This is a genomic window from Streptomyces sp. NPDC058289 (assembly GCF_042880975.1).
In the GTDB taxonomy this organism is placed as follows: Bacteria; Actinomycetota; Actinomycetes; order Streptomycetales; family Streptomycetaceae; genus Streptomyces; species Streptomyces stoeckheimensis.
Window position 1 is genome coordinate 132,601 of record NZ_JBHVYI010000006.1, and the last position, 12,834, is coordinate 145,434.

General features: G+C 71.1%; 9 protein-coding genes and 1 tRNA gene. 2 read left to right on the forward strand and 8 right to left on the reverse strand.

What is annotated here, in order from left to right:
• Window positions 1-5: 5 nt before the first annotated feature.
• The 5 genes from ACFVX6_RS04790 to ACFVX6_RS04810 form a co-directional block, all read right to left on the reverse strand.
• Entirely contained in the window at window positions 6-1,871 is a 1,866-nt protein-coding gene (locus tag ACFVX6_RS04790) for a S9 family peptidase (RefSeq protein WP_389687964.1), read from the reverse strand.
• Window positions 1,868-3,301: an NAD(P)/FAD-dependent oxidoreductase gene (locus tag ACFVX6_RS04795; RefSeq protein WP_389687966.1), complete on the reverse strand. Its 1,434-nt coding sequence runs from the start codon at window positions 3,299-3,301 to the stop codon at window positions 1,868-1,870. Before ACFVX6_RS04795 ends, ACFVX6_RS04790 begins: the two co-directional genes overlap by 4 nt.
• Complete coding sequence (locus ACFVX6_RS04800) at window positions 3,298-3,615, reverse strand: PqqD family protein (protein WP_389687968.1); 318 nt, start codon at window positions 3,613-3,615, stop codon at window positions 3,298-3,300. The genes ACFVX6_RS04795 and ACFVX6_RS04800 overlap by 4 nt, the downstream gene beginning before the upstream one ends.
• Complete coding sequence (gene stsB, locus ACFVX6_RS04805) at window positions 3,596-5,095, reverse strand: StsB family radical SAM/SPASM domain sactipeptide maturase (protein ID WP_389687970.1); 1,500 nt, start codon at window positions 5,093-5,095, stop codon at window positions 3,596-3,598. The genes ACFVX6_RS04800 and stsB overlap by 20 nt, the downstream gene beginning before the upstream one ends.
• A 71-nt stretch (window positions 5,096-5,166) precedes the next feature.
• Window positions 5,167-5,433, reverse strand: coding sequence for a StsA-related sactipeptide RiPP (locus ACFVX6_RS04810; protein WP_250741964.1), 267 nt, complete (start codon window positions 5,431-5,433; stop codon window positions 5,167-5,169).
• Window positions 5,434-5,745: 312 nt separating this feature from the next.
• Here ACFVX6_RS04810 and ACFVX6_RS04815 point away from each other — a divergent pair, with 312 nt between their 5' ends.
• Window positions 5,746-6,501, forward strand: coding sequence for a BTAD domain-containing putative transcriptional regulator (locus ACFVX6_RS04815; protein ID WP_389687972.1), 756 nt, complete (start codon window positions 5,746-5,748; stop codon window positions 6,499-6,501).
• Window positions 6,502-6,552: 51 nt separating this feature from the next.
• On the opposite strand, the gene ACFVX6_RS04820 is transcribed toward ACFVX6_RS04815, so the two are convergent.
• Window positions 6,553-8,403 (reverse strand): ABC transporter ATP-binding protein, encoded by a 1,851-nt coding sequence (locus ACFVX6_RS04820; RefSeq protein ID WP_389687974.1) that lies wholly within the window; start codon window positions 8,401-8,403, stop codon window positions 6,553-6,555.
• 233 nt (window positions 8,404-8,636) lie between these two features.
• Here ACFVX6_RS04820 and ACFVX6_RS04825 point away from each other — a divergent pair, with 233 nt between their 5' ends.
• On the forward strand, window positions 8,637-10,703 hold the full coding sequence (locus ACFVX6_RS04825) for a phosphocholine-specific phospholipase C (RefSeq protein ID WP_389687976.1): 2,067 nt from the start codon (window positions 8,637-8,639) through the stop codon (window positions 10,701-10,703).
• A 214-nt stretch (window positions 10,704-10,917) separates the two neighbouring features.
• On the opposite strand, the gene ACFVX6_RS04830 is transcribed toward ACFVX6_RS04825, so the two are convergent.
• Both ACFVX6_RS04830 and ACFVX6_RS04835 read right to left on the reverse strand, forming a co-directional pair.
• Window positions 10,918-12,546 carry a phosphodiester glycosidase family protein gene (locus tag ACFVX6_RS04830; protein WP_389687978.1) on the reverse strand — a complete coding sequence of 543 codons (1,629 nt, stop codon included), beginning with the start codon at window positions 12,544-12,546 and terminating at the stop codon, window positions 10,918-10,920.
• Between the two features lie 207 nt (window positions 12,547-12,753).
• Window positions 12,754-12,827: transfer RNA gene (locus tag ACFVX6_RS04835), tRNA-Pro, on the reverse strand.
• Window positions 12,828-12,834: the final 7 nt, after the last annotated feature.

The window sequence follows — 12,834 nt, forward strand, 5'->3', positions numbered from 1 at the left end:
CGGATTCAGCCCAGGTGCTCCGCGAGGAACCGCTCGACCGCGGCGTAGTAAGCCTGCCGGTTGGCGGGCCGGGCCAGGCCGTGGCCCTCGTCGGGGAACAGCAGGTACTCGTGCGGAAGTTCCTTGGCCGCCAGTGCCGCGACGATCTGCTCGGCCTCCGCCCGGGGCACGCGGACGTCGTTGGCGCCCTGGACGACCATGACGGGGATGCGGATCGCGTCGACCCGCGACAGCGGCGAGCGTTCCCACAGCATGGCGCGGTCCGTTTCCGGGTCCCCCACGTGGGCGTGCATGAACGAACGCAGCGCGCTGCGGTAGGGCGCCCCGGCCGCCAGCAGCGTCAGCAGGTTCGACGGACCGCAGAGGTCGATCGCGCACGTGAACGCCTCCGGGGTGAACGCCGCGCCGACCAGCGCTGCGTAACCCCCGTACGAGCAGCCCATGATCGCGATGCGCGCGGGGTCGATCCCGCCGCCCGCGACCAGGTGGGCGACCGCGTCGAGCAGGTCGGTCTGCATCGCGGCGCCCCACTGCTTGGCGCCCAGGTTGCGGAACTTCTTGCCGTAGCCCGTCGAACCGCGGAAGTTGACCTGGATGCAGGCGTAGCCGCGATTGGCCAGGAGCTGCGCCTCTTCGTCGAACGCGAACGTGTGACGGGCCCAGGGCCCGCCGTGCACGTTCACCACCGCGGGCAGGCCCGCGCGTTCGGCTCCGGGCGGCCAGGTGACGTAGCCGTGGACGGTGACCCCGTCGCGCGCGGCGAAGGCGAAGGGCTCCATCCTGGCCAGCGTGTACGCCTCCAGCTCCCGCTGGTGGCTGAAGAGGTAGCGGAGCGCGCCGGCCGGCCGGTCGTAGACGTAGTAGAGGACGGGACCGGCTCCGGTCACCACCGAGACCGTCCACAGCCGGTCGCCGCGGTCGGTGCGGTCCACGTAGACCTCGCCGTCGACCGACAGGAGCGCGAGCTCGCCGTGGATCCGCCCGAGGTCCTTTCCGAACTCCTCGTCGAGGAAGACCCGTTCGTCGCGGTCCTTCGCGAACAGCACGGCCTGCGGCCGTCGGCTCACCGGGTCGAACTCGACCTGTTTGACGTCGTACACCGGGTCCTCCGCGAGCAGCGTCCGCCGCCCGGTCGCGAGGTCGACGGCGAACAGGCGGCTGGCGTTGGCCCCGATGGAGGACAGGAGGTGGCAGGTGGCGCCATCGCGCGAGAAGCCGACGACGCGCGTCCCGATGGCGTCCTCGTAGGGCACGTCGAGCCAGGGCGCGGGGCCGTCCGGGCCACCCGGGGCACCGGACCCCTCCGGTGGGTCGAGGAACACGGACAGACCGCCGTCGGGCTTCATCACCGTGCCGCCGCGCACCCGCAGGTCGGTGTCGACGATCCAGCTCACGTACCCGGGATTCTCCGCGACCTTGGCGAGCCGGTCCGTCTGCAGATCGAGGGCGTAGACGTCGTGCAGCCCAGGGCGGTCCTTGTTCAGCCCGATCAGCAGGGTCGTCGGGTGCCACCGGTTGTGCGCCAGCACCCGCGCCTGGACGCCGTCGAAGGGCGTGGCGCAGCGCTCCCGGCCGGTGACCAGGTCGACGAGGTGGACCCGCCAGCTCTCGTCGCCGTCCCGGTCGCGCAGGTAGAAGAGGGTCCGGTCGTCGTGGCACAGGCCGTACGTCCGGATGCCGCGGCCCCGGTCGTGCGTGACGGGCCTCGCCTCCTCGGGCCGGTCCACGGGCGCCGTCCACACGTTCAGCACGCCGTCGTCCGGGGCCAGGTAGACGAGGCGGGTCCCGTCCGGTGAGATCTCGGGCACGAGGTACGACGGGTTGCCGAACAGGACGGAGTGCGGGATCAGCGGTACGGCTTCGGTGGTCACGGTTCCCTTCCCGGGGTGGGTTGTTGGAGGCCGCGCTCCGAGAACCACCAGTCGCGGAGCCCTGGGAACTGCGCGACCGCCTCGTCGGTGTCGAGCGGAGGGGCCACGGAGCGGCCGTCGGAGGGCCTCGGGAGAGCCTCCCGGGACGGGACCAGCGTCTGGGCACGGAACAGCCGGGTCATCAACACCGGGCTGCTGAGCACCGCTTGGGACACCCGGGCCCGCATCCGCTGTCCGGCCGCGGCTCCGGATCCCCCAGCGGAGCCGGATCCGGAGCCCTCCGCGGATCCGGAACCCTCCGCGAAGGCCCGTACCCGGTCCTGTTCGGTCGCCATCCTCCAGGACTCGCCGGCCACTTCCGCCACCGCCGCCTGGACCGCGGGCAGCACGGAGGGCCGGGCTCCGTGCTCCGCCAGCTCCCGGTCCAGCCGCACGGCGCCGAGCAGCGCGACGGACATCCCGTGCGAGTACACGGGGTTCACCGCCGTCAGCGCGTCGCCGATGACCAGGAACCCGTCGGGCAGGGGCAGCCGCTCGAAGTACCTCCGGCGGTTCGCGGTGGCGCGGAACGGCCTTACGCCACCGAGGGGTTCGGCCGCCGCCAGCAGCTCCGCCGCGATCGGCGAGCGCAGCGAGCGCGCGCAGTCCGTGAATCCCGGCTCGTCCACCGGCGGTCTGGCGGCGCGCGTGCCGGTCAGGGTGAAGATCCACCGGCCGCCCTCGACGGGGAACAGCGTGGCTCCGTACCCCGGACGGCCGCTCGAAGGCCGCGGGTGCACCATGATCGCCGGGAGGTCGGTGGCGAGGCCGGGGGGCGCCCGGTAGATCCTGGTGGAGTACGCCAGCCCCGGGTCGACCACCTCCTCCTCGACACCGGGTCCGCCGATCTCGGTCAGCCATCGCCCGGCCCGCGAGCGCCGACCCGTCGCGTCCACCACGAGGTCGGCGCGGAGCGTCTCGCCGGAGCCGTCCTCGCCCGCGACCCGGACACCGGTCACGCGCGATGCGTCCCCCACGAGGCCCAGGACCCGGGTGCGCTCCCGTACGGTGACCGCCCCGTCGGCCAGGGCCCGCTGCCGGATGACGTGGTCCATCAGCCAGCGGGTGCACGAGACCATGAAGGCCCCGGTCTCGTGGCGGCGGAACCAGCCGTCCGCGCTCAGGATCAGCGCGCCGTCCGGCAGGCCCCGGCGGTGCGCTCCCCGGGCGAGGAGCGCTTCCAGCGTTCCCGGGAGCAGGCTGTCCAGTGCCTCGGCCCCGGCGGTCACCAGCACGTGGCTGTGGAAGGCCTGCGGCAGCCCCGTCCGGATGCCCGGGCCGGCCGGGTATCGGCCGCCCTCGACGACGGTGACCTCGTCGACGTGCCGGGAGAGCACCTTGGCCACCAGCACGCCCGCGAAGCCCCCGCCGAGGACGACGGCCTTGGTCATGACCGCGCGGCCGGCTCGCTCCGTGTGGCGTGCGTGCCGGATTCCGTCTCCTCGATGAGGTCGGCTTCGATCATGGAGCTGATGAAGGCGTCCACTTCGGCGCGGATGCGGGCCGTCATCACGGGGTTGTGCCCGGCGAACAGCAGGGACAGGTTCCTGATGACCGTCTCCCGGTCCCCGTCGCTCTCCACGAGCGCCCAGATCTGGGCGGCCGTCGCGTTCAGGGTGCGGAAGTCACCGGACTCGCTGTGGTAGAGCGAGATGCCGTCCCCGCTCTCCTGCCAGATCACCGCGTCACTGATGTGCAGGGACATCTCCCAGCCTCCTGTTCACCGGCATGATCGGAATCAGTTCGCCCACCTTGATCGCGGGCACGGGCGCCGGCGGGCGGACGTAGGTCTTCCACTGCTCGTGGGCCTCGTGCACCTCCCCGCTGGCGACCAGCCGCGGGACGGTCATCTCGGGGCCGTCCAGGGCGAGTTCGGCGCGGGTCACGCCGGTCTCCTGCCACAGCTGCGTGGTGACGCCGTGCCGCAGGATCCGGCACAGGTGGCGGCTGTTGCGCCGCAGGTCCCCGGACTCCGACATGTGCGCGGCCCGGCAGCCGCCGCCGCAGTTCGCCTTGATGTAGCACTTCTCGCAGTCGGCGTGGAACTCCCCGCCGTACACGGTGCTCTTGCGCATCGAGGTCAGGACCGGGCCGGCGAAGATCTCCGACAGCGGCTGCTTCCTGATGTTTCCGGCGAACTCCCCCTTGCCCGTGACGAGTTTGCACGGATAGACGTCGCCGAGGGAGTTGACGTAGATCTCGTGCCCGCCCATGCCGCAGTTGCCCTTGACCGAGCACGCGGTGACCGGCCTCGGGCCGTCCGGCTTGAGCTTGCCGGCGACCGGCGAGGTCCAGACGAGCTGCTGCACGTCCAGGTGGTCCTGCCACCCGAAGTCGTAGGCGTCGTCCGCGCCCCGGCCCAGGTCGTTGTGGTTCATCAGGCGGACGCTGTGGATCTCGATTCCGTCGAGGAAGGAGGCGAAGTCCTCCAACTCGTGGATGTTGTCCGAGGTGACGATGTGGTTGATGGCCGGCTTCACCCCGGCCTCGTTGAGGAGCTGGATCGCCCGGTGGGTCTTGGCGAACGCGCCCTTGCCGCGGGTGCGGTCGTGGGTCTCGGCCGTACCTCCGTCGAGGCTCACGGTGACGGCGTCGAAGAGCTCGGCGAACCGCTTGGCCTTCTCCTCGGTCCGGATCATCGTCGCGTTGGTGATGATGTTGACCTTGAGGCCGCTGCTCTTGGCGTGCTCGACGATCTGGAACAAGTCCTTGCGGAGCATCGGCTCGCCGCCGGTGAAGATGACGGTCCCGGCGCCGAAGTCGGCGATCTGCGAGACCAGGTCCAGGGATTCGGCGGTGTCGAGCTCGCCCGGAAGGCACTTCTCGGAGGAGGCGTAACAGTAGGGACAGCGGAGGTTGCAGCCGTCGGTGATGGCGTAGTACGCGACGCCCAGGGGCGGTTCGCCCAGCCTGACCTTGGGCTTGTTGCCGTTGAAGTACACGATCCAGTTCAGGATGAGCTTGGCGAGGACGCGTTCCGTCTCGTCGTTCTGCTCCAGCCCCGGCTGCTCCCCGCGGGCCCGGGCGGCCGCCAGGGTTTCGAGGACCCGAAACTCACGTCCGGAGAGGACGCACCGGGCGGCCACCTCCGGGTTGACCACGAGGTGGTCCTCGCCGTGCACGAAGTACGTCAGGTCGTTGGGCACCTCGAACAACGACAGGTTCCGAACCAGGTTTCCGCGCATCCCGCCTCCTCTCTGGGCTGGCACAGGCGCGGCCCGACGCGAGTTGCCGCCGGACCCCGCCTGTGGAACGGTCAGTTCTCGGCCTGGCCCGATCCCGACCAGAGGCCGCAGGCACACAACATCGCGGCGTCGAAGCCCTCCTTCGTGGCCTCCGGGGAGGTCCAGTCCTGGGAGTGCGCCACCACGTCGGGCAGGATCGCCGCGAGGCGGGTCTTCGTCGAGATGAGGACCTTGGTCTCCTCGGGGGTCAGGCTGGCGTAGAACTCTTCGAGAGCGGGCGCCATCGTGCCGCCGATGACGCCGGCCGCACGCAGGGACTCCAGGGCGTTGAAGGTCATGCTTCCACCTTTCGCTGTCGCGTTCGATCGGGGACGCAACCGAGACTGCGCGCGGCGGACCCGTGAAACAACCCCACGAATGTGGGTTGTGCGGGAGCGGCGAAGGGGACATACGCAGCGCGGGCGGGGCGTCTTGCGGCAGTGGACCGGAGCGACTGGAACGCGCCGCGCACGGGTGTTGACGATCTCCAGACCTTGCCTCACGCTCATACCACAGCCGTTGTGAAGCTCATGTGAAGCGAACGTGGAAATCGGGATCAATGGAGCGCCCACCCGGCGGCCGGCGGCCCGTCGGACGACCCGAGAGGTGCGATGAATCCCACCGGCTTAGGCATCGTGCACATATCGCTGTTGCCAGGCTTCGTCTGCCGCACCGACCAGCAGGTCACCGATCTCAGTGACATCCAGCAACGGCTCGTCGCCGCCCTGGTGCTCGCCGACCGCCCGCTCAGGCGCGGCGATCTGGCCGCCCGCCTGTGGCCCGATGCCCCGGCCCACCGGGCGGGTGCCCGGTTGCGCCAGACCTTGTGGCGGCTGAATCAAGCCACGGACGGAGGCCTGTTGCGGGCCTCGCACACCACCGTCGCCCTCGCCGATCACGTCGAGGTGGACTATCGGGCGGCGGCCAGGCTGATCGCGGCGGTGTCCGGTGCGGTCGGGGCGGTGGTGACGGACGAGGACCGGCTGCCGCAGGCGTGGAGCGTACTGCGCCACCCGCTGCTGAACGACTGGGACGACGACTGGCTCGTACCGTTCCAGGAGAAGTGGAAGGTCCAGCGCGTCCAGACGCTGGAGCGCCTCGCCGAGAGGTTCCTCCAACGCCGCCAGCACGCCGCGGTGCTCGAACTGGCCGACGCCGCGACCCAGGCCGACCCGCTGCGGGAGGGGCCCCGGCGGATCGCCGTGCAGTCGTGCCTGTTCGTCGGCGAGGTGGCCGACGCGCACCGCCGCTACCGCGGCTATCAGGAGTTGCTCTCCGCGGAACTGGGCGTGGCTCCGAGCGGCGCCATCCCGCAACTGCTCAGACAGGACCGCGAGCGACAGCTCGCCCTGGCGGCGGAGTTCTGACCGGATGCCGTCGTACCACCGCCGGTACGACGACACCCTCCCGTCCCTCCATCACCGCAGGTCGGCCCGTGCGGCGGTGTCGTCGATGAAGCCGCCCGACTGGTGCTGCCACAGCTTCGCGTAGGCGCCGTCCGCGGCGAGCAGTTGGTGGTGCGTGCCCTGCTCGACGATCCGCCCGCGGTCGAGGACGACGAGCTGGTCCATGGTGGCGACCGTGCTCAGCCGGTGCGCGACCACGAGCGCCGTCCGCCCGGCCATCAGCCGCCACAGCGCGTCCTGCACCAGGATCTCGCTCTCCGAGTCCAGGGCGCTGGTCGCCTCGTCGAGGAGCAGGATCGGCGCGTCGCGCAGGATCGCCCGGGCGAGGGCGACCCGCTGGCGCTGCCCGCCGGACAGCTTCACCCCGCGCTCGCCCACCATGGTGTCGAAGCCGTCCGCCAGCCCGTCGGCGAACTCCGTGACGTGCGCCGCCTCGGCCGCGCGGCGGATCTCCGCCTCGGTGGCGTCCGGGCGGGCGAAGGCGATGTTGTCGCGCAGCGTGCGGTGGAACATCGCCGGGTCCTGGGGGACGTAGGCGATCAGGCTGCGCAGGTCGGCCTGGCTCAGCCGGCTGATGTCCTGCCCGCCGATCAGGATCCGGCCCGCGTCGATGTCCGTCATCCGCAGCAGCAGCCGGGTGAGCGTGGTCTTGCCCCCGCCGGACCGGCCGACGAGACCGAGCTTGGACCCTGCGGGCACGACCAGGTCCAGGTCCTCGAAGAGCGGCTTCCCGCCCGCGTGGCCGAAGCCCACCCGATCGAACCGGACCTCGGCGGTCGGCGGGCGCCGCAGCGGTTCGGGCTCCACCGGGTCGAGCACGGTCGGCGGTGTCAGCAGCAGTTCGGTGAACTGCGCGGCCTCCGTCATCGAGCTCTCCAGGCGACGGTAGATCTGGTTGAACTCGAACATGATCCGCGTCGCGCTGGCGTAGTAGGTGAAGGCGACGATGACCGCCTCCACCCCGTGCGCTCCCCCGCCGAGCACGATGGCGAGCATCAGCCCCAGCACGTTGGTCGCCACGGACAGGGGCGCGACCAGCGTGTCGATGCGCAGGTTGCCGTAGTCCCACGAGCGCAGGGTGAGCTTCCTCGACTCCGCGACGCGGGTGCGGTGTTCGGCGGCCTCGCGCGATTCGGCGGCGAACGCCCGGACCGTGTCCATGTTCATCAGGCTGTCCGCCACGTGGCCGGACACCCGGGCGATCGCTTCCTCCCGCCGGGCGACGAGCACCTGGCGGCGACGGATCAGGGGCGCCACGCACAGCCCCGTGATCGTGATCATCGCCAGGAGCCCGACGACGAGCAGCGGGTCGTACTGCCACAGCACCACCGAGGCGAACAGCAGGGGCACGCAGCTGCCCATGACCGAGAACGTCAGCGTGTCGACGAACTCCTCGAAGCGGGAGGCGAAGCTCAGGACCCGCTTCGTGAGGGATCCGGCGAAGTTGTCGTGGAAGAACGCGGCGTCCTTGGCGAACAGTTCGTCCATGCCGGTGACGTAGAGCTGCTCGATCCCGCGGGCGTCGAGGCGGTTCAGGCAGTGCAGCCCGATGCGCCAGAACACCTCCGAGAGCAGCAGGACCCCGGCGAAACCGAGGACGTAGGGCATCGCCCAGCCGAGGGCGCCCCCGGCGTCCGCGGCGGTTCCCTCTCCTCCTGCGATCCGACCGACGAGCTTCGCGACGACGAGCGGTGCGATGTAGTGGATGCCGATGTTGCCCAGCGCCGGGAGCAGCATCGCGGGCGCGGTCAGCCATCGCAGGCGGACCAACTCCCGTCCGTAGTAGCGGAGCGCGAGGAGCACCGGACTCCTGCGCGGTGGATGTGCGTTCGGTGTACTTCCGTGCGATTCGGGCGATCCCATCCCAACCCTGCCTTCTCGGACCGTCTGGTCAGAAAGCGGAGTGTCCCGCACGGGCGCCCACGGGGTCCAAGGCTTTTCTCGCGATAGCCGAAAACCGGCCGACCTGCGCACCAACCCCGACCGGCGTTCGCCTGGTGTACGCGCCGACGTCACGCCAGGCTCCCTTACCGGAACCCCGGACGCGCTGTGCTGGGGTGTTCAGCCACCCCTCAACCGCGGAGGTCGTTCCCGCCATGGCAGAACTCAATCGTCGGCGTTTCCTGCAGCTCGCAGGCGGCACCACAGCCCTGACGATGCTGAGCGAGAGCATCGCCCGCGCCGCCGCCATCCCCGCGCAGGGAACCACCGGCTCCATCGCGGACGTCGAGCACATCGTGGTGCTCATGCAGGAGAACCGTTCCTTCGACCACTACTTCGGCGCGCTGCGCGGTGTTCGCGGCTTCGGCGACCCGCGCCCGGTGACCCTGCCCAGCGGCAAGTCCGTCTGGCACCAGTCCGACGGCACGAAAGAGACGCTGCCCTTCCGTCCGCCGTCCGAGGACCTCGGGATGGAGTTCCTCCAGGGACTCAACCACGACTGGGCGGGCGGCCAGAGCGCTTTCAACAAGGGCAAGTACGACAACTGGGTGCCCGCCAAGACGGCCACCACGATGGCCCACCTGACCCGCCAGGACATCCCCTTCCACTACGCCCTGGCGGACGCGTTCACCATCTGCGACGCCTACCACTGCTCGTTCATCGGCTCCACCAACCCCAACCGCTACTACCTCTGGTCGGGCCACACCGGCAACGACGGCCAGGGCGGCGGCCCGGTCCTCAACAACGCCGAGGCCGGCTACGGCTGGACCACCTACCCGGAGCGCCTGGAGGCGGCCGGAGTCTCCTGGAAGGTCTACCAGGACATCGGCGACGGCCTCGACGCGGCCGGATCGTGGGGCTGGATCAACGACGCCTACCGCGGCAACTACGGCGACAACTCGCTGCTGTACTTCAACAGCTACCGGGGCGCCCAGCCCGGCAGCGCCCTCTACGAGAAGGCCCGTACGGGAACCAACGCCGCCGCGGGCGAAGGCTACTTCGAGAAGCTGCGCGCGGACGTGGTGGGAGGCACCCTCCCCCAGATCTCCTGGATCGCCGCCCCCGAAGCCTTCAGCGAGCACTCCAACTGGCCGTCCAACTACGGCGCCTGGTACATCTCCCAGGTCCTGGACGCGCTCACCGCCGACCCCGACGTGTGGGCGAAGACGGCCCTCTTCATCACCTACGACGAGAACGACGGCTTCTTCGACCACGTCGTCCCGCCGTACGCCCCCGCCAGCGCCGCGCAGGGCCTGTCGACCACGCCCACCGCCCTGGACGTGTTCCCCGGCAAGGCCGGGTACGTGGCGGGGCCCTACGGCCTGGGACCGCGCGTGCCGATGCTCGTCGTCTCCCCGTGGAGCACCGGCGGTTACGCCTGCTCCGAGACCTTCGACCACACCTCGGTCATCCGCTTCATGGAGCAGCGCTTCGGCGTCCACGAGCCCAACATCTCGCCCTGGCGCCGTGCCGTCTGCGGCGACCTGACCTCCGCCTTCGACTTCGCCCGCAAGGACACCGCCCCGGCCCCGCTGCCGGACACCGAGGGCTGGTTCCCGCCGGACCGCGAGCGCCACCCCGACTTCCTGGCGACCCCGCCGACCCAGGGGGCCATGCCCCGCCAGGAGAAGGGGCTGCGTCCCACGCGCGCGCTCAAGTACGCCCCGTACGTGGACGGCGCCGCGCTCGTCTCCGAGGGCAAGTTCCGGCTGACGTTCAGCGGTGGCCCGGAGCTGGGCGCGCAGTTCTACGTCACCTCCGGCAACCGCACCGACGCCCCCTGGACCTACACCACCGAGGCCGGCAAGTCGATCGCGGACATCTGGAACACCGCCTACTCGGCCGGTGCCACCGACCTGACCGTGCACGGCCCCAACGGCTTCCTGCGCGCCTTCCGCAACCCCGGCACCACCCCCGGCCCCGAGGTCACCGCCCGCCACAACGCCGCCACCGGGAACCTGGACCTCACCCTCACCAACGCCGGGGGCACCACCGCCACGGTGACGCTCACCAACGCCTACGGCGGCGGCCCGAAGCGCCTCACGGTCCCCAAGGGCGCCACCGTAAAGCACACCGTCTCCCTGAAGAACACCCGCCGCTGGTACGACGTGACGGTCACCGCGTCCGGCTCCCCGACCTTCCTGCGCCGCTTCGCCGGCAAGGTGGAGACCGGCGCGGCAGGCCTCTCGGACCCGGCGACCCTGACGGAGCACTCCTCCTGACGGGACCCGCCCCAACGTGCCCGCGGAGCCGTTCCAGGCGGCCCCGCGGGCCGACCCGTCCGGCGCCACCCGCCAGGTTGACCGCCACGAGCCTCGCGGACGTGGTGGACGCGGTCTACGCCGGACTCGACGCCCAGCACGCCGAAGACGACGTCGCCGTCCTCGCGGCACGCCTGCGCCAGCGGCCGGTCTAGGGCGTGTCCGCAGGCCCGGGTCAGCGGCCGGTGGCCGCGGAATGCAGCAGCAGGACGTTGCCCAGGTAGCGCGGACCCGTGGCGTCCGAGGGGCGGTTGACGATGCCCGATCCGGCGGTGACCATCACGCTCGATCCGCCGCCGTCGAGGTTCAGCGCCTCCCGGGCGTGCAGGGCCTTCATCAGCTTCGCGGCGCCTGCCACGCCCAGGCCCGAACTCCACCCGGCCCTGCGCCCGTCCACGACGACCAGCAGCAGCCTCCCCTGCTCGTCGATGCCGATCATGGTGCGCGGGTTGCCGCGGACCACCCAGTTGTAGGTGAAGGTCTGGTCCTCTCCCTGGCGGATGATGCCGTCGGCCAGGGCGTTCACCGCGATCCGTCCGTCCCGGACCAGGGTCGGGCCGACCTGGACGATCGTGGTGTCCGCGGTGAGCGGGACGGAGTGTCCGGCGCCGTCCAGAACGCGCTGGGTGATGCGCAGCCGGGCTCCGGGGCGCGCGTGCGCGACCAGCCAGTCGGCGCTCTCGCCGATGGCCTGGAGGGTGGAGCCACCCGCGGGCGGCTTGGCTCCGCGCGTGCGGTTGACCGCCGTCACCCGGTCGTGGCGGTCCAGGACTACCTCTGCGCCCGCTCCGGTCGGCGGGGTGCTCCACTCGGGGGTGAAGCGGACGATCTCGCTCTCGTCGGTGCACTTGAGGTCGTGCTGCGGGTGCTGGGTGGGCTGGTCACCGCCGACGCCCCCGCAGTTCCAGATCTCGCCGGGTATCCGGTTGATGCCGTCGACCTCCCTGGTGGAGCCGCCCGCGCCGACCGTGATCCGCGTGGTGTACGTGTCGACGTCCAGCTGCCGCCCGCCGTCCGTGAGCCGGACCCCGCTGCGGCCCTGGGTGGCAGCGCTCAGCAGCCGGCCGTCCTTCACGTACAGACCGAGCGACGCCTTGTCCGCGAACCACTGGGCGTTGATGCCCGCCAGTGCCCCGGCCGCGGCCGCCAGGTCGGGCAGCTTCTCGTGGACGTCGATGGTCGGCCCGAAGTCACTGGCCAGGCGGCCGGTGAACCGCTTGAAGTCCACCCGCATGACGAACACCCGCTGGAGCGCGTCGGCGTCCGTGCCGTCCTGCGCCGTGTACCGGGTGTCCCCCGCGAACCCGGCCGCCCGGACCTTGGCGAGCGCGGCCGTCGCCGCGCCCTGGTCGGCGTACCGCCCGATCCTCACGGTCCAGCCCAGCGTGCCGGCCGGGCGGTCGGCGAAGGCGGGGATGAGGACCCTTTCCACCCGGGGTTCGAAACCCTTGGCGCGCAGGGCCCCGGCCACCTGATCGGCCCGCGCCTGGGGGCCGAGGGCTGCGGTGGCCCGGTCGTAGGGGCCGTCGGCGGTCAGGGGCTGGTTCACGTGGACGGTCCAGACGTCGTCGGCGTCGGTCCGGCCGAGGACGAAGGAAGTCTGGGTGACCCCGGGGGCCAGCACGACGGACTGTGCCGACGTGGCGGACGGGAGCGTGAGGGGCTCGGCGGCGGCCTCCAGAGCGCCCGGTGACGCGGCCGGCCGTTCGGCGGCGCCGGTTGCCTGTGCCGCACCGAGAGCGGCGACCAGGCACAAGGCGAGAACTGCGGCGGACGACGCGGCGACCTGCGGAGTCTTACGCATACAACGCTCCCTGGAGGTGAGGTGGTGCGTCCTCTCAGTGCAGGGGTGGCATGTGGCGTGTGGCGCAACACCGCTTGCTGCGCACGTGAATTCCGCGGAACCTCAGGTCTCCACTGTGCCGGGGAACTCCCGGGCGGTACACGAAAACGACCGAGAGGCCGTTTCAGATTGCTCTGAAACGGCCCCTCGGTCTACGACTCTTTCGAGTCGGGACGACAGGATTTGAACCTGCGACCCCTTGACCCCCAGTCAAGTGCGCTACCAAGCTGCGCCACGTCCCGATGTGCT

What these genes read in the sequence shown, in the direction of transcription:
- ACFVX6_RS04795 (WP_389687966.1), bottom strand. Translation starts at nt 3,301, where the DNA reads ATGACCAAGGCCGTCGTCCTCGGCGGGGGCTTCGCGGGCGTGCTGGTG.
- ACFVX6_RS04830 (WP_389687978.1), bottom strand. Translation starts at nt 12,546, where the DNA reads ATGCGTAAGACTCCGCAGGTCGCCGCGTCGTCCGCCGCAGTTCTCGCC.
- ACFVX6_RS04820 (WP_389687974.1), bottom strand. Translation starts at nt 8,403, where the DNA reads ATGGGATCGCCCGAATCGCACGGAAGTACACCGAACGCACATCCACCG.
- ACFVX6_RS04810 (WP_250741964.1), bottom strand. Translation starts at nt 5,433, where the DNA reads ATGACCTTCAACGCCCTGGAGTCCCTGCGTGCGGCCGGCGTCATCGGC.
- ACFVX6_RS04825 (WP_389687976.1), top strand. Translation starts at nt 8,637, where the DNA reads ATGGCAGAACTCAATCGTCGGCGTTTCCTGCAGCTCGCAGGCGGCACC.
- ACFVX6_RS04800 (WP_389687968.1), bottom strand. Translation starts at nt 3,615, where the DNA reads ATGTCCCTGCACATCAGTGACGCGGTGATCTGGCAGGAGAGCGGGGAC.
- stsB (WP_389687970.1), bottom strand. Translation starts at nt 5,095, where the DNA reads ATGCGCGGAAACCTGGTTCGGAACCTGTCGTTGTTCGAGGTGCCCAAC.
- ACFVX6_RS04815 (WP_389687972.1), top strand. Translation starts at nt 5,746, where the DNA reads ATGAATCCCACCGGCTTAGGCATCGTGCACATATCGCTGTTGCCAGGC.